Source organism: Naumannella halotolerans (assembly GCF_004364645.1).
In the GTDB taxonomy this organism is placed as follows: domain Bacteria; phylum Actinomycetota; class Actinomycetes; order Propionibacteriales; family Propionibacteriaceae; genus Naumannella; species Naumannella halotolerans.
Genome location: NZ_SOAW01000002.1, coordinates 431,963 through 451,869 on the forward strand (window position 1 = coordinate 431,963; position 19,907 = coordinate 451,869).

General features: G+C 68.3%; 17 protein-coding genes and 1 pseudogene. 9 read left to right on the forward strand and 9 right to left on the reverse strand.

All coding sequences use genetic code 11. The annotated features are described in order from the left end of the window. Positions 1-127: 127 nt before the first annotated feature. From CLV29_RS13160 to CLV29_RS13170, 3 genes are all read left to right on the forward strand, one after another. Positions 128-1,069: a tripartite tricarboxylate transporter substrate-binding protein gene (locus CLV29_RS13160; protein ID WP_208292951.1), complete on the forward strand. Its 942-nt coding sequence runs from the start codon at positions 128-130 to the stop codon at positions 1,067-1,069. Positions 1,070-1,148: 79 nt separating this feature from the next. Beyond that, complete coding sequence (locus CLV29_RS13165; RefSeq protein WP_133755533.1) at positions 1,149-1,652, forward strand: tripartite tricarboxylate transporter TctB family protein; 504 nt, start codon at positions 1,149-1,151, stop codon at positions 1,650-1,652. 15 nt (positions 1,653-1,667) lie between these two features. Next, a complete protein-coding gene (locus CLV29_RS13170) occupies positions 1,668-3,176 on the forward strand; it encodes a tripartite tricarboxylate transporter permease (RefSeq protein ID WP_133755534.1) in 1,509 nt (502 codons plus the stop codon). A 66-nt stretch (positions 3,177-3,242) separates the two neighbouring features. Here CLV29_RS13170 and CLV29_RS13175 read toward each other — a convergent pair whose 3' ends face one another. From CLV29_RS13175 to CLV29_RS13200, 6 genes are all read right to left on the reverse strand, one after another. Next, positions 3,243-3,686, reverse strand: coding sequence for an SRPBCC family protein (locus CLV29_RS13175; RefSeq protein ID WP_133755535.1), 444 nt, complete (start codon positions 3,684-3,686; stop codon positions 3,243-3,245). Positions 3,687-3,757: 71 nt separating this feature from the next. Next, the gene (locus tag CLV29_RS13180) at positions 3,758-4,297 is read right to left on the reverse strand and encodes a DUF4916 domain-containing protein (protein WP_133755536.1); all 540 of its coding nucleotides are present in this window, start codon (positions 4,295-4,297) and stop codon (positions 3,758-3,760) included. Positions 4,298-4,441: 144 nt separating this feature from the next. Beyond that, a complete protein-coding gene (locus tag CLV29_RS13185) occupies positions 4,442-5,713 on the reverse strand; it encodes an MFS transporter (RefSeq protein WP_208292952.1) in 1,272 nt (423 codons plus the stop codon). Positions 5,714-5,742: 29 nt separating this feature from the next. Beyond that, positions 5,743-6,912 (reverse strand): acetylornithine deacetylase, encoded by a 1,170-nt coding sequence (argE, locus tag CLV29_RS13190; RefSeq protein WP_133755538.1) that lies wholly within the window; start codon positions 6,910-6,912, stop codon positions 5,743-5,745. Between the two features lie 88 nt (positions 6,913-7,000). After that, positions 7,001-8,317 (reverse strand): MATE family efflux transporter, encoded by a 1,317-nt coding sequence (locus tag CLV29_RS13195; RefSeq protein WP_243831927.1) that lies wholly within the window; start codon positions 8,315-8,317, stop codon positions 7,001-7,003. An 80-nt stretch (positions 8,318-8,397) separates the two neighbouring features. Further along, the gene (locus CLV29_RS13200; protein WP_133755539.1) at positions 8,398-9,852 is read right to left on the reverse strand and encodes a YibE/F family protein; all 1,455 of its coding nucleotides are present in this window, start codon (positions 9,850-9,852) and stop codon (positions 8,398-8,400) included. A gap of 190 nt (positions 9,853-10,042) precedes the next feature. On the opposite strand from CLV29_RS13200, the gene CLV29_RS13205 reads away from it, so the two are divergent. From CLV29_RS13205 to CLV29_RS13220, 5 genes are all read left to right on the forward strand, one after another. Continuing rightward, positions 10,043-10,906 carry a DUF3152 domain-containing protein gene (locus tag CLV29_RS13205; protein WP_133755540.1) on the forward strand — a complete coding sequence of 288 codons (864 nt, stop codon included), beginning with the start codon at positions 10,043-10,045 and terminating at the stop codon, positions 10,904-10,906. 58 nt (positions 10,907-10,964) lie between these two features. Continuing rightward, positions 10,965-11,876 carry a DNA-3-methyladenine glycosylase family protein gene (locus tag CLV29_RS13210; protein WP_208292953.1) on the forward strand — a complete coding sequence of 304 codons (912 nt, stop codon included), beginning with the start codon at positions 10,965-10,967 and terminating at the stop codon, positions 11,874-11,876. A 220-nt stretch (positions 11,877-12,096) separates the two neighbouring features. Then, positions 12,097-13,929 (forward strand): Na+/H+ antiporter NhaA, encoded by a 1,833-nt coding sequence (gene nhaA, locus CLV29_RS13215; RefSeq protein ID WP_133755541.1) that lies wholly within the window; start codon positions 12,097-12,099, stop codon positions 13,927-13,929. Between the two features lie 158 nt (positions 13,930-14,087). Next, positions 14,088-14,240 (forward strand): hypothetical protein, encoded by a 153-nt coding sequence (locus CLV29_RS16260; RefSeq protein ID WP_166649273.1) that lies wholly within the window; start codon positions 14,088-14,090, stop codon positions 14,238-14,240. Between the two features lie 77 nt (positions 14,241-14,317). Next, positions 14,318-15,094 carry an enoyl-CoA hydratase family protein gene (locus CLV29_RS13220; protein WP_133755542.1) on the forward strand — a complete coding sequence of 259 codons (777 nt, stop codon included), beginning with the start codon at positions 14,318-14,320 and terminating at the stop codon, positions 15,092-15,094. 67 nt (positions 15,095-15,161) lie between these two features. Here the strand turns inward: CLV29_RS13220 and CLV29_RS13225 are convergent, their stop codons facing one another. The 3 genes from CLV29_RS13225 to CLV29_RS13240 form a co-directional block, all read right to left on the reverse strand. Continuing rightward, positions 15,162-16,583 carry a sensor histidine kinase gene (locus tag CLV29_RS13225; protein ID WP_133755543.1) on the reverse strand — a complete coding sequence of 474 codons (1,422 nt, stop codon included), beginning with the start codon at positions 16,581-16,583 and terminating at the stop codon, positions 15,162-15,164. 13 nt (positions 16,584-16,596) lie between these two features. Then, complete coding sequence (locus tag CLV29_RS13230; RefSeq protein ID WP_279586490.1) at positions 16,597-17,289, reverse strand: response regulator transcription factor; 693 nt, start codon at positions 17,287-17,289, stop codon at positions 16,597-16,599. Between the two features lie 907 nt (positions 17,290-18,196). Next, a complete protein-coding gene (locus tag CLV29_RS13240) occupies positions 18,197-19,069 on the reverse strand; it encodes a DUF559 domain-containing protein (RefSeq protein ID WP_166649274.1) in 873 nt (290 codons plus the stop codon). A gap of 97 nt (positions 19,070-19,166) precedes the next feature. Here CLV29_RS13240 and CLV29_RS13245 point away from each other — a divergent pair. Next, positions 19,167-19,322 (forward strand): annotated as a pseudogene (locus CLV29_RS13245) (dihydrolipoyl dehydrogenase); the annotation flags it as partial. Between the last annotated feature and the right edge of the window lie 585 nt (positions 19,323-19,907).

A 19,907-nucleotide genomic window follows, 5' to 3' on the forward strand; every position in this document is an offset into this window, starting at 1 on the left:
GAGTTCGCTGGACGAGAGGCCGAGACCTCCGAACCCGGCGAGCCGACATCAACGACGATGAGGGGGAGCCTTGCCCATTTCGAGGACGCGCCGTACCGGCGCCGCGGTCGTGGCTGCGATCGCCTGCGTGAGTGTGACCGCCTGCAGCGGGGGTGGTGCCGATGACGGCGCCGACTACCCGACGGAGAACATCGAGGTGATCGTTCCGTTCTCGGCCGGCGGACCGACCGACACCGTCACCCGTTTGGTGGCCGACCCGATGGGTGCCGAACTCGGGCAACAGATGGTGGTGCAGAACGTCGAGGGTGCCGGCGGGACGATCGGCGCCGGCGAGGCTTCGCGCGCCCGTCCGGACGGCTACACCCTGCTGCTGCACCACATCGGCATGTCCACTGCGCCGGCGCTGTACGAGAACCTGCCCTATGACCCGCAGGCCGATTTCGCCCCGGTCGGGTTGGTGGCAGAGGTGCCGATGACGATCATCTCCCGCAACGATCTGGGGCCGACCACGATGGACGAACTGGCCACCTACATCCAGCAGAACCAGTCCACCATCACCTACGCCAATGCCGGTGTCGGTTCGGCCTCCCAGCTGTGCGGGCTGTTGCTCGAACGGGCGCTCGGAGTCGACTTCCAGGAAGTTCCCTATGACGGCGCGGGTCCGGCGATCGCCGACGTCGTCGGCGGTCAGGTCGATTTCATGTGCGACCAGACCACCAACACCTCCGGACAGATCCGTGGTGGTGAGGTGACCGCCTATGCCGTCACCACTCCGGAGCGGTTGGAGAGCCTGCCCGATCTGCAGACCACGGCCGAGGCGGGGTTGCCCGACCTGGAGCTGAGCATCTGGCACGGACTGTACGCGCCGGCCGAGACCCCGGAGGCCGTGATCAGCAAACTCGAGGGTGCACTGCAGACGGCGCTGGCCGATGAGGCGGTGGCCAACAGCTTCAGCGATCTGGGCGCCACGGTGCCGGCTGCGGAGGATCAGACACCGGAGGGGCTGGCCGCCCGGTTGGCCGAGCAGACCGCCTTGTGGGGCGAGGTCATCAGCGAGCCCGTCGGTTGATCAACCGGCCCGGTCGGTCGTTCGCTGCGGCCGATCGGGCCACCCGTACCGGTGAGGTACCCGTGAGTCAGCCGCACCCGTGAGTCAGAAGAGTGAGGAGATCGATGTGGCCGAGACGAAGCAACGCCGCTCGTCGGCAGACATCTGCAGCGGGGTGATCTTCGGCACCATCGGTGCCGCATTCGTCATCGCCGCACTGCCCTACGGATTCGGGGAGGGAGGGCAGATCGGCGCGGCACTGTTCCCGGTGATGACGGGATCGGTACTGCTGCTGCTCGGCCTCGCGATCGCGGTCCGCGGGCTGCTGCGGGGTGACGCCGGAGCGGTCGGCAGGCTCCCGTGGGGACTGATGGGATTGGTCTCGGCGGCCCTGGTGGCATTCGTGCTGCTGATCGACACCTTCGAGGCCGGACTGGTCCCGGCCACCTTCGTGGCAGCGTTCATCGCCGGCCTGACGACGATCGAACGACCGCTGACCCTCCGCAAACTGCTGTCCCCACTGCTCACCGCAGCGGGGATCACCGTGCTCTGCGTACTGGTCTTCTACTTCGCGCTGCAGCTCAACCTCGATCTCTTCGGCTGAGAGGGGAAACTGATCATGGACCTCTTCAGCAATCTCGCACTCGGTTTCGAGACGGCGTTCCAATGGCAGAACATCTTGTGGTGCCTGCTCGGGGTGGCGATCGGTACGGCCGTGGGCGTGCTGCCCGGGATCGGCCCGACGGCGGCCATCGCCATGCTGCTGCCACTGACCTTCAGCTTCGGCGAACCGGTGTCGGCGTTGATCATGCTGGCCGGTATCTACTACGGCGCCCAGTACGGCGGGTCGACCACCGCGATCCTGTTGAACATGCCGGGGGAGTCGTCCTCGGCGGTGACGGCGATCGACGGGCACCAGATGGCGAAGATGGGCAGGGCCGGAGTCGCCCTGGCCACCGCGGCCGTGGGCTCCTTCTTCGCCGGTACGGTCGCCACCTTGGTGCTGGCCGTGGCGGCCCCGCCCCTGGCACGGGTGGCGCTGCAGTTCGGGCCGGCCGACTACTTCTCGTTGATGCTGCTGGGGCTGGTCATCTCCATCGCCCTCGCCCGGGGATCGGTGCTGAACGCGCTGGCGATGATCTTCCTCGGGCTGTTGCTCGGTACGGTCGGCCAGGACGCCTTCACCGGGCAGCCGCGCTTCACCTTCGGCCTGTCCGAACTGTACGGCGGGCTGAACTTCGTCTCCGTCGCGGTCGGCATCTTCGGCATCGCCGAGATCCTGCGGAATCTGTTGGATCCGGAGACCCGCAACGCCACCGTCAGCAAGGTCAGTTCCCTGCTGCCGACCAAGGAGGACGTCCGCCGCTCGGTGGGACCGATCCTGCGGGCCACCGGACTGGGGTCGGTGCTCGGCATCCTGCCCGGTGGTGGGCACATCCTGTCGTCGTTCGCCTCCTACTCGGTGGAGAAGCAGCTGTCACCTCGCAAGGCGGAGTTCGGCAAGGGTGCGATCGAGGGCGTGGCCGGTCCGGAGGCGGCCAACAATGCCGCCGCCCAGACCTCCTTCATCCCGCTGCTGACCCTGGGCATCCCGGCCCATCCGGTGATGGCGCTGATAGTTGGTGCCTTCATCATCCAGGGCATCACCCCGGGGCCGACGCTGATGACCGACGAACCGACACTGTTCTGGGCGCTGATCGCGTCGATGTGGATCGGCAACCTGCTGCTGGTGGTGCTGAACCTGCCGCTGATCGGGCTGTGGGTGCGGCTGTTGAAGGTGCCCCAGCGGGTGCTCTTCCCGGCGATCATCGTCTTCGCCGGTATCGGCACCTACTCCTTGGAACTGAACCCGTTCCACGTGCTCGCGGTCGCGGTCTTCGGCGTCCTCGGCTACATCCTGGTCAAGTGTGGTTCCGAGCCCGCGCCGCTGTTGCTCGGTTTCGTGCTCGGGCCACTGCTGGAGTCCAACATGCGGCGGGCGCTGTTGATCAGCCACGGGGATCCGTCGGTCTTCTTCACCCGACCGATCTCGGCGGTGATGCTGGTGTTGGCGCTGATCGCCCTGCTGGTGGCGATGTTGCCGATGATCCGCAAGCGCCGGGACAAGGTGTTCGTCGAGGACGACTGATCGGCGCCGACGCCGCCTCAGCCAGCCCGGTGCCTGTCCGCACGACGGGTCGACGTACCTCGGGGTTCAGCGCGCCCGGCGCAGCAATCGGTGCAGCGCGAAGCCGTACCCCAGGCCGGCGACCGGACCGAGCAGCGGGTCGAACAGTCGGGGGAGGTGGGAGATCGAGATCTCCTGTTCCCAGCGCAGCACCGAACCGCCGAGGCCGCTGTCGGAGACGCTGAGCTCGATCCAACCCAGGACCACCCGGCCGGTCTTCACCAGTAGGCAGTAACCGGCCCGGCCGTCGCCCGGCGGCCGGAATTCGATCACCGTCATCGTGTCCCGCACGGTGAGTGGGCCGATCCGGGTCAGGCCCAGCAACTCGCTGTTCTCACCGACCGGGCGGCCGTCGGTGGTCGAGGACTGGGTGAACGGGACGACCTCGGTATGCCCCTGCAGGTCGAGAACCGCGGCGAAGACCGTCGCCGGGGGCAGGTCGCTTCGGATCAGACGGCGGAAATGGGCCATGGCTGAACCGTAATCGGTGCGGCCTCCATGCGGCAGCGCGTGCGAGGGATGTGTGGGAGCCGGGAACCGGCTCAGGGAAGCTGGCCCAGGTGCGCCAGGGCCTGCTTCAGCAGGTGCACCTGGCCCAGGCTCATCTCCGAGACGATGTCGGGCATCAGCGCCTCGGTCGGGGTCAGCCAGTCGAGGCTGAGTGCGTCCTGCCGCGGGCTGCACTCACCGCGGACCGGCAGTACGTAGCACAGCGCGATCGCATGCTGTCGCGGGTCGTGCAAGCGGCCGGTGCCCGGGGTCGGGAAGTACTCGGCCACGGTGAACGGCTGCAGCGACGGCGGCACCTGCGGCAGCGCCATCGGGCCGAGGTCGTTCTCTGCGTGCCGGATCAGGGCCTCCCGCAGGCTCTCGTGATAGCGGACCCTGCCGCTGACCAGCTCCCGGGTGAGGTTGCCGCGGGAGTCGGAGCGGAGCAGCAGGCCGATCTGCTGCACCGCACCGTCGGCGCCGAGCCGGACCGGTACGGCGTTGACATAGGTGATCGGCATCCGTCGGCGGAGGCGGGCGAACTCATCGGGATCGAACCAACCGTCGCCGAAGTCGAATGCGGTGCTGCTCATGGTCGCCGAATATAGCGGCTGCGCGATCGGAAGGAGCCGGACGGCCGGCACTCCGGGTGTCGCCGGCATGCACAGCTGCTTTTCGGGGACAGGGACACGACGGCCCCGGAACCTGCGTTCCGGGGCCGTCGTACCGTTCTTTGCTCAGGGCTGGTCGTAGACCCGTCGGGCGATCAGCAGGCCGATGATCGAGATCACCCCGATCAGGATGTAGTACAACGCCGGCGCCAGCAGGGTGACCGACACCCAGGCGGCCAGGATGGCGGGTGCGAAGCTGCCCATGGCGGTGACCCCGATGTTGTAGGACAGCGCCATTCCGGAGGTACGTACCTGCACCGGGAACATCTGGGTCATCAGCGACGGCAGGGGAGCGAAATAGCTGGCCATCAAGGTCCCCACCACCACCTCGGTCAGGAGCAGTACGACGGTCGAGCGGGTGTGGATGATCAACAGCAGCAGCGGAATGATCACCACGATGCCGATCACCGCGGCCCCCAGCATGATCCTGGTCTGGCCGACCCGGTCGGCCCAGCTACCGATCACCGGTGACAGCGTCAGCGCCACGATGCCGGCGAGCAGAGCGCCGACGTAACCGGACCAGTCGGGCAGCCCGAGCTTCATGGCGAAGGAGGGCAGGTAGGTGATCAGGTAGACACTCATGGTGGCCAGGCCGACGCACATCGCCGCGGTCAGCACCCGGCCGAAGTGCTGGCCGAAGACAGCCCGGACGGGGCTGTGCTCGCGTTCGGTGGCGGCGGCGAACTCCGGGGTGTCGTCCATGTGGGCCCGGATCCACAGGCCGATCGGCCCGATCAGGATGCCGAGGATGAACGGCACCCGCCAGACCCAGGCCTCGATCAGTGCGGTGTCCACCAGGCCGAAGATGATCCAGCCGGTCAACCCGGCCAGCATCATCGCACCACCCTGGGTGGCCACCTGCCAGCTGGCGTAATAGGCCTTGCGTTCCTGGGCGTTCTCGGTCATGAACGTGGTCGCCGTACCGAACTCACCACCGGCGGAGAAGCCCTGGATCAAGCGGCCCAGCATCAACAGCACGGGTGCGAAGATGCCGATCGTGGCGTAGGTGGGGCTGAAGGCGATGACGGCCACACCCACGGTCATCAGCCCGATGGTCAGGGTGAGTGCAGCCTTGCGACCGTGGCGATCGCTGTAGGAGCCGAGCACCACCGCGCCCACGGGTCGGATCAGATAGCTGACCCCCACACCGAGGTAGGTGGTGATCAGGGCAACGGCGGGATCCTCGTTGGGGAAGAACAACCCACTGATCACCGGCGCCATGAAGGAGTAGACGATGATGTCGTACCACTCCAGGATGTTGCCCATGGAGGCGGAGATGACGGCCTTCCGGGCGCGCCGCGGATCGTGCTGGATCGATGTGGTGGAGGGGGAGGACAAGGGCGGGCCTTTCGGTTCTGGCCCCGGGCTCAGCTCGGGCGGGACAGTTCGTGGATCAGCTCGCCGATGAACTTCTCGCATTTCTCGATCTGGTCGACGGCGATCCATTCGTTCGCCGTGTGTGCCTGGGCGATGTCACCCGGCCCGACGACCACCGCGGCGATCCCGGTGCCGGCGAACTGCCCGGCCTCGGTGCCGTAGGTGACCTTCACCTCACTGGAGTCGACTCCCAACAGGGCGCCGAAGGCAACCGCGTCGGAGTCGGTGCCGGTGTCCAGACCGGGAACCTTCGACGGCACCACCGCGGTCGCTCCGGCAGCCGGGTTCTCGGCCTTCATCTGCTCGTCGAGTTCGGCGATCTTGGCGAAGACGTCGCCGATCACCGTATCCGGGTCGACCGCGCCGATGGTACGGAAGTCGAGCTCGACCACCGCCTCGGCGGGAATGATGTTGGAGGCCGTACCACCGTTGATCACATTCGACCCACCGGTCGAGTAGGGCAGCAGGAACTCCTCGTCGAAGGGCCCCTCGGTCTTCCACTTCTGGGTGTAGTCACGGAAGTAGGTGATCAACTTCGCCGCGTACTCGATGGCGTTCACCCCGGCGCTGGTCAAGGAGGAGTGGGCGGTCACACCGGTGAAGGTGGCCTTGATCAGGTTCACCGACTTGTGCCCGCGTACCACCTGCATACTCGTGGGCTCACCGATGAACGCGATCCGCGGGGAGAGTCCGAGATCGGCGATCTGCTTGACGATCTCCTCACCGCCCAGGCAACCGAGTTCCTCGTCGTAGGTGAACGCGAAGTGGATCGGTTCGCTCAACTCGGCCGCCACGATCTCCGGCAGCCAGGTGAGGGCGACGGCGATGAACGACTTCATGTCGGCCACGCCACGGCCGAACAACTTGTCCTCGGTGATCTTCACCGAGAACGGGTCGGAGTCCCAGTCCTGACCGTCGACCGGAACCACATCGGTGTGCCCGGACAGGACCACACCGCCGGAGATGGTGCCGTCGGCGGCGGGGACGGTGGCGATCAGGTTGGCCTTCTTGCCGTCCGGGGTGGGGAAGGTGTGCGGTTCGATGCCGTGCTCACGGAAGGCGGCCGCCACGAGTTCGATCAGTTCGAGGTTGGAGTTGCGGCTCGTCGTGTCGATCCCGACGAGACGTTCGATCCAGGGCAGGGAGCGGAGATTGGTCACCGGTTCATTCCAGCACCTCGGCCGCCGATGGTGAAGTCGGGGGTCGCCATCTGGTCGGTGAACTCCGCCACGTGCGACCCTGGCATGATCAGACTCCCAGCCGCAGCCAGGCGTCACCACGGGCGCGTACCCACAAGGTGATCAGGCGGGCCAGCAGGTAGCCGCCCCAGGCCGCCCAGAGCCACCCGACACCGGCATCGGTCACCGCCACCAGCGCGGCCAGCGGCAGGTAACAGATCAGTGCGATCACACCGGCCAGGGCCAGGTAGCGGGCATCCCCGGCGCCGATCAGCACCCCGTCGAGCAGGAACACCACCCCGGCGATCGGCTGGGCCAGGGCCAACATCAACAAGGTCTGCGCGAGCACGGCCTGGACCTGCGGGTCGGGGGTGAACAAGGGGGGGATCACCCCGCGGCCGAGGAACAGCAACAGACCGAAGCCGACACCGGCGACCAACCCCCACCCCATGCCGATCCGTACCAGCTCGCGACCCTGCCGGGCGTCACCGGCACCCAGGGCCTTGCCGACGATGGCCTGCGCAGCGATCGCCAGGGCGTCGAGGGCGAAGGCCAGGAAGCTGAAGATGGCGGCGGTCACCTGGTGGGCGCCCAGGCCGACGGCGCCGAACCGGGTGGCGATCACCGTCGCGAACAGGACCCCGGCCTGCAGGCTGAGGGTACGCAGGAACAGCCACGACCCGGTACGCGCCGCGACCAGTACCCGACCCGGCTGCGGCCGCAACCGCGCCTGATACTTCCGGGCACCGCGCAGCACCACCACCAACAGGATCCCGGCGCCGACCGACTGCGAGACCAGGGTGCCGATGGCGGCCCCGGTGATGCCCAGGCCGGCACCGTAGATCAGGGCGAAGTTGAGGGCGATGTTCGACAGATTGACCGTGATCGCCACGTACAACGGGGTACGGGTGTCCTGCAGTCCCCGCAGGACTCCGGTGCTGGCCAGGATCAGCAACAGCGGCAGGATGCCGATCGAGGCGATCGAGAAGTAGCGGACGGCCTGGTCGGTCACCGCCTCCGAGGCGCCGTAGAGGCCGAGCACCGCGCGGCCTCCGAGCTGGGCGGCGAGGACGATCGCCACGCCGATGAGGGAGGCCAGGGCGAGGCCGTCCACGCCGGACTCCAGTGCTGCCCGGCGATCACCTGCGCCGAGCCGCCGGGCGACCGTACCGGTGGTGCCGTAGGCAAGGAAGACGCACAGTCCGACGATGGTCGTGAGCACGCTGCCGGCCAGCCCGAGACCGGCCAGCTCGGTGGTGCCGACGTGACCGATCATGGCCGAATCCGCCAGCAGCATCAGCGGTTCGGAGATCAAGGTGGCGAAGGCGGGCAGGCCCAGGGCCAGCAGATCCCGCCCGACCGACCGGCTCCGCGGAGGGTTTTCCACAGGTCAGTCCACAGTCCGGGGAAAACTACACAGGTGTAAGTCGGTTCCTACGCCCGCCTGGACCCGACATCGGCCACGGTTCACGCCTGTCGCTTCGGCTTCGGTCCGGGATCGTCGGCCCCGGCCGCCCGGGAACCGGTCGGCTCGGTGGTCCGGCCGCCGGGACGGGGCAGCTTCGGCAGTCGCCGACCGGAGCCACTGCTGGCCGGGGACCAGTTCGGGTCGTTGGTGTCCAGATCGAGCAACTCGTCCCGGCCGTTGTCGGAGGTGCCGACCGGGGCCAGCTCACCGCGACGGTCCCGACTGGCGCTGACGACGGCCACCCCGATCGCGGTGGTCAGCGGCATCGCCAGGATCACCGCCAGGGCGCCGACCAGGGTGGAGATGATCTCCATGCTGAACTCCTCCATGCCGATCACCTCCAGCAGCGGCCGGTTGTAGACGATCATCATCAGGTAGGTCGCCAGGGAAGCGCCGGTGGCGGCGAAGGCGATGGTGTAGGTGGAGGAGGCGATGTGGTCGCGGCCGATCCGCATCGCCCGGCTGAACAGCCGGCTCTCATCGGCATCGGAACCCGACAGTTCCCAGACCGCCGAGGCCTGGGTGATGGTGACGTCGTTCAATACGCCCACGGCGGTGATGATGATCGCGCAGATCACCACTCCGGTCAGTTGCATGTCCGGGGTGGAGGACCACAACAAGGTGTCGTCCTCACTGGCGACGCCGGTCAGATGGGCCCATTGCACCATCAACCAGCCGAGGATGGTGGCGACCAGCATGCCGAACAGCGTCCCCAGCAGCGCCGTCGTCGTCCGGACCGAGAACCCATGGGTCACGTACAACACCACGAAGAGGATCGCCGAACCTCCCGCCAGCGCCACCGCCACCGGATTGGACCCGGCGATCAGCGCGGGGAACATGAACTTGACCACGATGAAGGCGGAGAAGCCGAGACCGACCAGAGCCAGTGCGCCGCGTTTCCGGGCTACCGCCACCAGTGCCACGCCGAACGCCAGCAGCAGCACCAGCAAGGGCACCGTGCGGTCGAAGTCGGTGAACTGGTACGACGGCTCCAATCCCTCGATCGGCACCCGGTAGACCTTCACCGTCTCACCCACCTCGACACCGGAGGCGTAGACGGCCGGCTGGACGCTGACGATCACCTGCTGGCCGGTCTCCGGGCCGTCGTCGAGCTGCACGGTCAGCTCACCGGCCGGCCGGGTGTCCTCACCCGTACCGTCGGTCCCGGGCTGGCCGGCGTTGGCGATGTCGCGAACCTCCAGCACCGTCGCATCATGCAGCGTCACGTCGGGCTGGGAGAACGTACCGTTGTCCCGCAGGTGACCACTGACATCACCGGGCCACATGACGATCATCGCGACCAGCGTCCAGATGCCGATCGGGATCAGCACCAGCATCATGATCCGGGTCGCCCGCCGCTGCCGGGCGCGATCGTCCTCCGACAGCGGTCCCTGCTCACCGTGCAGGGCAACGTGGGAATGGCCGTGGTCGGGGCCCTTGGTGGTCTCACTCACTGATTTCGCCTAGTCCTCGTCTGCGGAGCTGACCGGCGCGCAGCTCCCGTTTCGGTGTTGATCCGCATGCACCCTGCCGGGGCACACGACTCGGGGCAACTCTGGGCAAGATACCAAGGTGATCCGAACGGACCGATTCCCCATGCCTGCGGCGCCCCTGTGAGTCGGTCCGACCATTTAGGCTGGGTCTGTGACGGGAGACCTGGGCCGCGGCCCCCGCCCGAGTGCGCGCCGGCTGCGGCAGCGGCGTACCGAGGGCAGACCACGACCCGCTCGGCGTTCACCCGCCGTGATCAGGCAGGTACGCGAGGGCGACCCGCGGCGACTGCGGATCGCCGCCGTGTCGGCCTGTCTGCTGGCGCTGGTGGTGCCACTGGTGCTGGCCGGCCGATTCCTGGGCGACGACGACCCGACCGGTGCCGAGCCGGTGACCGGTACCGCAGCACCCGAGCCCCCGCCCGCCCAGGCCTCGGAGCCGGGCGAGCCGACGAACACCCCGGAGGCGGCCGAGGCCAGCGCCGAACTCGTGGTCCCCGAGGACGGCCCGGAGGAGTGGACGGTGGCCGAATTCAGCCAGGACTCGCCGCGGGACGGCGGACGTACCGTCCGGGTACAGGTACGGGTGGAGGAAACCGTCCCGGTCGACGCCGAGGAGGCCGCCGAGGAGGCCGCCGGGATCCTGCACGACGACCGGAGCTGGGAGGAGTCCGAAGGTGTGCGCTTCGAGTTCGTCGGCACCGCAGACGCCGACCTGACGATCAACATCGCCACCCCCGGCACCACCGATGCGCTCTGCCTGCCGGCCGTGACCGGCGGTGAACTGAGCTGCCGCAACGGTGACCGGGTGGCCTTGAACGCCAAACGCTGGCTCAGTGGGGTCGAGGCCTACGGCGACGACCTGACCGGCTATCGGCGCTACCTGGTCAATCACGAGGTGGGCCACTACCTGGGGCACGGCCATGTCGACTGCCCGGGCAAGGGCGAGCGGGCGCCGTTGATGATGCAGCAGACCAAGGGGGTCGGTGAGTGCGAACCGTACCCCTGGCCGAACTGAGCCGATGGTGACCGGTACAGGGTCGGCAGGTCCCGGTACGGCGCCACGGCCTCGCCCGGTGCGCCGCCGATTGCCACCGGTCGCGCTCGACCAGCCGATCGGGCGGCTGCGTCGGGGGGCGGCCGACCCCACCCATCGACGTACCGCTGCCGGCTGGTGGCGCGCGACCCGGACACCCCAGGGCCCGGTCCTGCTACGACTGGTCGGCGAGGGGACGCACACGCTGGTCGAGGCCTGGGGTGCGGGTGCGGAATGGGCAGTGGAGACCGCCGAGGAACTGCTGGGACTGCACGACGACCGGTCCGGCTTCCGTCCCGGCAGAGGCATCGTCGGTGAACTGCACCGGCGCCACCCGCAGCTGCGGATCGGTCGTACCAATGCCGTCACCGAGGCCCTGATCCCCAGCATCATCGAGCAGAAGGTGACCGGGAAGGAGGCCTTCGGTGCCTGGGCGCGGCTGATCCGCCGCTACGGCGAACCGGCCCCCGGTCCGGCCGGGTGGGCCGGTTCACCGGCGAGCGGTATGCGGCTGCAGCCGAGCCCGGAGCAGTGGACGCAGATCCCGAGTTGGGAGTGGCGGCGGTCGATGGTCGAGGACAAGCGGTCCGCGGCGGTGGTCCGGGTGGCCCGGCGGGCCGCGGCGCTCGAACGTACCCTCGATGCGGCCGATCCCGATACCGCCCTGCGCAGCCTGCCCGGGGTCGGCGCCTGGACCTCGGCGGAGGTACGGGCGGTCGCCCACGGGGACCCTGATGCCTGGTCGGTCGGGGACTACCACGTACCGCGGGAGATCGTGCATGCGCTGACCGGACAGGTGTGCCCGCGGGAGACCGCCGATGCCCGGGCCACCGAACTGCTGCAACCGTGGCTCGGGCATCGGCTGCGGGTGCAACTGCTGGTGATGGCCAGCGGGTTGCGTCCGGAGCGGCACGGGCCACGGCGATCGTTGCCGACCCACCTGCCGCGCTGATCGTCGCCTGCTTGCGGGCGGTCCTGCCGGGCCGATCGACCCGGGCGGATCGGCGCGGGCGGATCGGCGCGGCTGTCCGGGAATGCCGCTGTCCGGGCCCGGGTTGTTGTAGCTGTGGCTGTCGCCCGCGCGGTCGTCCGATGACAGACTGCACGCGACAGCCTGCGATCGCCGGATTGGGGGATCGTGACGAGCCGGTGACCGAGCAGTGGGAGTGCGGATGATCAGGGCGAAGAGCTGGGGACAGGCGCTGATCGACCGGCTGCGCACCGAGTCGGGCAGTGCGCTGCTGCTGATCGCCGTCGCCACGGTGGCCATGATCTGGGCGAACTCGCCGTGGTCGGAGTCCTACACCGGACTGTTCGAGACCCACGCGGCGGTCAGCTTCGGCAGTTTCGCGATCGACCTCAGCCTGCACCACTGGGTGAACGACGGCCTGATGGTGATCTTCTTCTTCCTGATCGGCCTGGAGGTACGCCAGGAGTTCGCCGTCGGCTCCCTGCGCGATCGCCGCCGGGCGCTCGTACCGTTGCTCGCCGGACTGGTCGGGGTGGCGTTGCCGGCCGGGATCTTCCTGTTGATCGCCGGCCGTACCGATCCGAGCGGCTGGGGCATCGTGATCGGCACCGACACCGCCTTCCTGTTGGGGGCACTGGCCCTGGTCGGGCCGAAGTTGTCGAGTCAGTTGCGGGTCTTCCTGCTCACTCTGACGGTGGTCGATGACTTCCTGGCGGTGGCGATCATCGGCATCTTCTACACCGAGAACCTGCGGGTGGCACCGCTGCTGCTGGCCGCGGTCTGCCTGCTGTTGTTGTTCTGGCTCGGCCGCGCCCAGCAGTGGCGCAGCGGACCGTACGTCTTCGTCATCGTTGTCCTGTGGGCAGCCACCCTGCTGTCGGGTGTCCACCCCTCGCTGGCCGGGATGGCGGCCGGTCTGTTGGTTCCCGCAGCGGCCACCGAACGCGGCCGGGTGGTCGATGCGAAGAACCTCTTCCGCGACTACTGGCAATCACCGGGAGCCGGTGCCGCCCGGCAGGTCCAGCGGGGACTGGCACGTTCGATCTCGGTGAACCAGCGCCTGCACGAGGTGTTGCGCGGCCCGGTGTCGATGGTGATCGTGCCGATCTTCGCCCTGGCCAATGCCGGTGTCGATCTTCGCGGCGGTGTGCTCGGTGATGCCCTCACCTCACCGATCACCTGGGGCGTCGTCGCCGGTCTGGTGATTGGCAAGTTCGTCGGCATCAGCCTGGGAACCTGGCTGGCGGTCCGGCTCGGTCTCGGCAGCCTGCCGCAGGGGGTCGGACCGGGCAGTGTCGCCGGTGGCGCAGCCCTGTCGGGGATCGGCTTCACCATGTCGCTGTTGATCATCTCGTTGTCCCTGGAGGGTGAGCTGGCCGATCAGGCGACGGTGGGGGTGCTGCTGGCGATGGGACTGTCCTGGACCCTGGGTTGGCTGGTCTTCCGGATCGCCCGGGACAAGCTGGGCGAGACCGATGCCGACCTGCCGTCGGTGCTCACCCCCGCCTTCGACCCCGAACTCGATCACTCCCGGGGCTCGGCCGACGCCAGCCACATCCTGGTCGAGTACCTGGACTTCGAGTGTCCCTTCTGTGCCCGCTCGACGGGGATGTGGAACGATCTGCGACAGCACTTCGGCGACGACATCCGCTACGTCGTCCGGCATCTGCCATTGGACGACTACCACCCGCGGGCCCGGGCGGCGGCGCTGGTCTCGGAGGCAGCAGCCGATCAGGGCAAGTTCTGGCAGATGCACGACCTGCTGTTCGCCAATCAGGCGCATCTGAGCGACGAGGACCTGTGGTCCTATGCCGAGCAACTCGGCCTGGACCTGGAGCGGTTCGCCGCCGACCTCGCCTCGGGCAGGCTGGAGCAGCGACTGGCCCGCCACGAGGAGAGTGCCAATGCCAGCGGCGCGATGGGGACCCCCACCTTCTACGTCAACGGTCACCGGCACCGTGGCAGCCACGACGCCCGGTCCATGATCGCCGACCTGGAATCGGGCGATGGTGAACCGGGGCGCCGTCGTTCCTGAGGGGAGGTCGCTCGCACCGCCGGTGCTGTGGCAGCAGACCGTTCGGTGCGCGGGCTGCCGAGTTGCTCCCGCAGCCCGGGCCGGCCAGGGGGTCTTTCATGTCTCGAGTGTCGGGTTGGCGTTGATGATCTTGCCTCGGCGGCCGACATGGTGTGCATGTGGCGCACACCGAAAGTGATCAACTGCCGGTCGGCTCGGATCTGACCGGCCGCGACGACCATGATCAAGTTCCGGCGAGCGTGGCCGATGTGGTTCTCACAGGCACCGGGGGAGCGCGACCCGCGCAGCCGAGCGCGCTCGACGATCACTAGGATCCATCACAGTCGCCGTCGATGGCGATCCGGGCGGGTCGCGAAGGAGCGCTCCGGCGGGTGATGAGGGAGGACTGATGACCGAACTGGTCGGACCTGAGCTGGTTCGCGGCGAGGTCCGCAACGGGGCAGCGTGGATCCTGCTGGATTCACCTGCCAACCGCAACGCCCTGTCCCGGCAGTTGATCAACGAACTGCAGGAGGCACTCACGTGGGCCGCGGACAGTGCTGAGGCGCGATACGTGGTGCTCGGCCACACCGGCAGCACCTTCTGCGCTGGCGCCGATCTGGCCGAGGCGAGCAGTGCGGATCGCAGCCGGCAACCGGCGGTGCTCCTGGGCCAGTTGCTGCGCGCACTCCTGGCCCACCCGAAACCGGTCGTGGCGGCAGTCGACGGGCATGTCCGGGCCGGTGGCATGGGGCTGGTCGGTGCCTGCGACCTGGCCGTGGCCACCGAGCGGGCCAGCTTCGGTCTCACCGAGGTACGGCTGGGGCTGGCGGCCTCGGTCATCTCGGTCGTCGTCGCACCCCGGTTGAGCGACCGCGACGCGGCCTGCTTGTTCCTGGGCGGCTCCGTCCAATCGGCTGAGCGGATGCGAGCAGTCGGCTTCCTGACCGCCGTCGTCGACGATCTGCAGGCCGGTGTCACCGAGCTCACCGCCGGGATCGTCAAAGGCTCCCCGCAGGGGCTGCGGGAGAGCAAACGGGTGCTGAACCAGCCGTTGCTGGCTGACTTCGATACACGGATGGACGGTCTGCTGCAGCTTTCGGCGGATCTCTTCGCCAGTGACGAAGCACGTGAAGGCATGGCGGCGTTCCTCGACAAACGGGAACCGCGGTGGAACCGGGGATGACGCGGAGACATCCATAGGGTTGCGCGAGCGGCTGACAGCGCCGGCCACGGGGTCGGAACGGGCGAGCTCACTTGGGAGGGGCGGTCTCCGATCGGGTCGAATCCTCGGTCGGGGTGGTCGAACCGGGCAGCCGCAGAGTGAACTCGGCCCCGCCCTGGGCCGAGGCGGCTGCCCGTACCCAACCGCCGTGGCGGGCCACGGTCTGCGCCACGATCGACAGGCCCAGGCCGGTGCCGGGGGTGTTCCGCGCGGCATCGGCACGGTAGAACCGGTCGAAGACATGCGGCAGGTCCTCCTCGGCGATACCCGGCCCCTCGTCGGAGATCCGCAGCTGGTCGCCTTCGAGATAGACCCGGATGGTGCCGCCGGGCGGGGAGAACTTCACCGCGTTGTCCAGCAGGTTCGTCACCGCCCGCTCCAGGTTGTCCGGTTCCCCCATCAAGTACAGCGGGTTCAGCTCGACATCAAAATGCAGACCCGGGCCGCGCCGGCGTACCCGCTGCAGGGCACTGCTGACCACGTCGCGCAGGTCGATCTGTTCCCGCGTCGGCTCCATCCGGTCCTCCCGGGCCAGCTGCACCAGGTCCTGGATCAAGGTGGTGAACTCGGCCAACTGGGCGGCGATGTCGCCGAGGATCTCCTCCCGGGCCTCGGGCGGCAGCATCTGCGACTTCTGGTCGGCGGCCAGCAACTCGATGTTGGTCCGCAGCGAGGTGAGGGGAGTACGCAGCTCGTGACCGGCATCGGCGATCAGTCGTCGCTGCCGTGCCCGAGACGACGCCAGGGAGAACAACATGGCGTTGAACGAGCGGGTCAGCTGGGACAGCTCGTCGTCGCCGGTGACCTCGATCGGATCCAGGCTGTCGGTCCGGGTGACCCGGGTGACCGCGGCCGACAGATCGCGCAGCGGCTGCAGCGAGGAACGCGCCACCAGGCCGCCGACGATCGCCGCCGCAGCGGCCAGCAGGGCGCCGACCAGGATCACCACGATCAGCAGCACCCGCAGCACCTCGGTGGTGGGTTGCAGGGCACGCCCGATCACCAGGGCATAGGAATTACCGTTGCTGGTCATCGGCACGGCGACTATCCGGTACGGCGTACCGTCGGTCGCCTGCCCGGTACGGGCCGACGAGCCCTCCTGCAGACGGGCGACCGCCAGTTCGTCGGCACCCACCTGCAGGGTCCGCTGGGCCCCCTCGACATAGGTCGGGCTCCGGTCGGAGCTGACCACCACCAGGGTGACGTTCACCGCGTTCAGGGCATCGGCGTTCAGACCGCCCATCGTGCTCAGGTCGGAGGAGATGGTCTCGCTGGTGGTGCTGGCCACCTGGGTGAGCTCGCCGTCGAGCTGGTCGTAGAGGACCAGCCGGGTGACGAAGAAGGCGGTCAGTCCGGCGATCCAGACACCGGCAGCCACCACGATGGTGGTCAGCCAGGTGATCCGTCGTGGAAGGGTCGGCCCGCCGAAGATGCGTCGCAGCAGGTGCATCAGGCCATGACGATCAGGGAGTGCCTTCGCGCAGCACGTATCCCACGCCCCGCACGGTGTGGATCAGGCGTTCCTCGCCCTCGCTCTCGGTCTTCCGGCGCAGATAGCCGATGTAGACCTCGAGGGAGTTGGCCGTGGTCGGAAAGTCGAAACCCCAGACCTCGTTCAACAACCAGGAACGTTCCAGGACCCGGCGAGGGTGCCGCAGGAAGGTTTCCAGCAGGGCGAACTCGGTGCGGGTCAGGTTGATCGATCGCCCGGCCCGCTGGACCTCCCGGGTGTGCACATTCAGGCTCAGGTCGGAGAAGGAGAGGACCTCCTTGCTGTCCTCGGCCTCGTCGGTGCTGGCCGCCCGCCGTACCAGTGCCCGCAGCCGGGCCAGCAGTTCCTCCAGGCTGAACGGCTTGGCCATGTAGTCGTCACCGCCGGCGTCCAGACCGTCGACCCGGTCGTTCACCGCGTCCCGCGCGGTCAGCACCAGGATCGGTACGTCGTTGCCCATCTGGCGCAGCATCCGGGTGGTCTCCAGGCCGTCCAGCCGCGGCATCATCACGTCCATGATCACCGCATCCGGACGGGCGGCCGACAGGTTCGCCAAGGCCTCCACCCCGTCGGCGGCGGTGATGACCTCATAGCCGTTGTACTGCAACGAGCGGGCCAGGGAATCACGTACCGCCTGGTCGTCGTCCACCACCAGAATCTGCATGGGCACAGTCTCGCATGAACGCGCAGGGGCACGGCTCAGGCGTCGCCGTCGGGCCGTCGTGGTGCAACCGTAGCTGTGGCGTACCGGCGGTAGATCGCCCGGGGCGAACCCACCGGAGGTCGCCCGGCGACGGACCACCGTAAACCGGCAGGGGAACCAGCCTTAACCCGGCAGGGGGAACCAGCCTTAGCCCGGCAGGGGGAACCAGCCTTAGCCCGGCAAGTGGGAACCAGCCGTAACCCGTCAGGGGCGTGCTCAACGTGGGGTGCCGGAGGAACCAAACAAACGTCACACTCGATCGTCGGTGACAGGGGCGGGACCGCGTCGGGGCTGGTATCGCTGTGGCGAGGTCGGGATCGAGTGTGACGTTTGTCTTGTTCTGCCGGTTCACTTGGCTGCAAGCCCGGGTAGACAGATCGCGGGGTGTGGGCCAATCCAAGGGTCACCGGGGCGGGCCGATTGTCCTGCTGTGACCTTGTCGTCCCGGTCCGCTGTCATGCCGAACCGGCGCTGGGCAGGCAGGTCGCGGGATGGGCGCCTGTGGTCGCCGGGAGCGGACCGACTGCAGATTGCCGGGGATGAACCGAACGAGCGTCACACTCGATCGTCGATGTCAGGCGCGGGACCGCGTCGGGACTGGTGTCGCTGCGGCGAGGTCGGGATCGAGTGTGACGTTCGTCTTGTTCTGCCGACTGCTGCGTCGGATGCGGGTCTTCCGGCGTGCCAGTCCGGCGGTGGTGACCTCGGCACCGTCGTCCTGGCCGGCGGGTTCCAGTGCGGATGCCGGTGGCGGTCAGTCAGGGCGGCGCTGTGATCGCCTTGGCGTTGGTGGCGTTGGTGGCGTTGGTGGCGTTGGTGGCGTTGGTGGCGCTGGTGCGTCACAGTGAGGTTGGAGCGTCGCAGTGAGTCAGTCGGCCAGGGCTGTCCGGATCTGGTCGATGACCAGTGCGGGATGGTCCAGCAGCATGGCCCAGGTGAATCGCAGTACTCGCCATCCGGCGAGAATCAGTCGGTTCTGCCGCAGCCGGTCGCGTTCGAATGCATCCGCTGCGGTGTGGTGCTCGCGGCCGTCGATCTCGACCACCAACCGTTCGACCTCGAAGACGATGTCACCGAGCGCCACCATCGAATCGATCCGGATGGGAACGTTGGTGCGCCAACCGGTGATGCCACCGTCGCGGAGCAGGCGGTGTGCGAGCCGCTCTGCGGCGGACCACGGTTCATCCCGTGAGTCCCGTAGCACCAGCCGTCGCTGCTGCTGCCCGCGTCGACCGACCCCGTTCAGCACAACGGCCTCGAGCTCGGCCAGGGTCACCATCCTCCGCCGTAGGAGTTCATCGATCGCTGCGCCGCTGTCGTCGGAGGCCAGATCAACAGCCGTCACCACCGGAGAGGTGACGCGGACACGCAGCATCTGCCGCCCGAGTGCGAGATTGGCACCGAGAACGTGTTCGGGTTCGATGGAACGCCGCTGAACCAGCAGGCCCGCGGCCGGACGGTGCTGATGCGGAGAAGCGGCATGCACCAGCAGCGGCAACGGACGCTGGAGATGGAGGGCGAGCGCAGTCGGTCCGGTCAGTACGGCGGCACCGTCGGTCTCACACAGTCCGATCGCCCGGGCCACATTCACCGGGACTCCGTCTGCCACCCACACACCCCGCATCACCTGGGTCAACTCCCCTCGCCGAGCAGCCCAGTGGACCATGTTGCGCAGTCGGGGAGAGCCGGCGGATCGGACGTACCCGATCCGCGAAAGGACCTCGGTGAGCTCGCGGTGCATCACCCCATTGGAGGGAACTCGGCGGAGGATTCCGAGACCCCCTGTGGACAACCCCGTGGCAGTGGTTCTGCAAGGTGGATGCGCGCGGGCAGTTGCCGGACCGGTGGTCCCGGTCGGTTTCGTCAAGGTGGTGGCCGATGCCACCCACAACGAACTGCTCGGTGCGCACATGATCGGCCCCGAGGTGACCGAGTTGCTGCCGGAGCTGACCCTGGCCCAGCTGTGGGATCTGACCGCCGACGAGGTGGCCCGCAAACGCGCCTGGGGGTGCTGATTCGGTGCATGCGGGGAAGTGGTCTGATGACGGGGTTACGAACGCATGCAGGCGCCGCCAGGGCCGCGGGCCAGCCACCCCCATCACCCGCCCCGCGATCAGCCGACGAGAACCCGGCCGGTTCGCCGCGGCGGCCGAGGGGGACTGGGGGCCCAGAACCCGCCACCCCATCACCCGCCCGACGACCAGCCGGAGCGCTGAATCTGCGACGGTGTTGCAGGCGAGGAGTTGCATGCGGAAGGCGGCGACGTTCCGTCGGCCGGCGAACTGTGGTGGCCTCGGGGCGCTGCCTGAGCGAGGGTCGCACTGAATCCCGGAGGTGGTGCAACGGGGCGACAAACTCGCCGCCGGACCCTATGCGCAGCAACCTGCCCCACGCAGGGGCGCCACCAACCGGGGGCCGGCCGGAATCGGCGAGGGCCGTGCGAGCGGGGAACCCAACAAACGTCACACTCGATCCTCGCGAGTGGCCGGACATCCCGTCGCCACAGGTATCAGCATCGGTCGAGACCGATCGAGTGTGACGTTTGTTTGGTTCGCCCGTCACCGCCCCACCGATAAGGT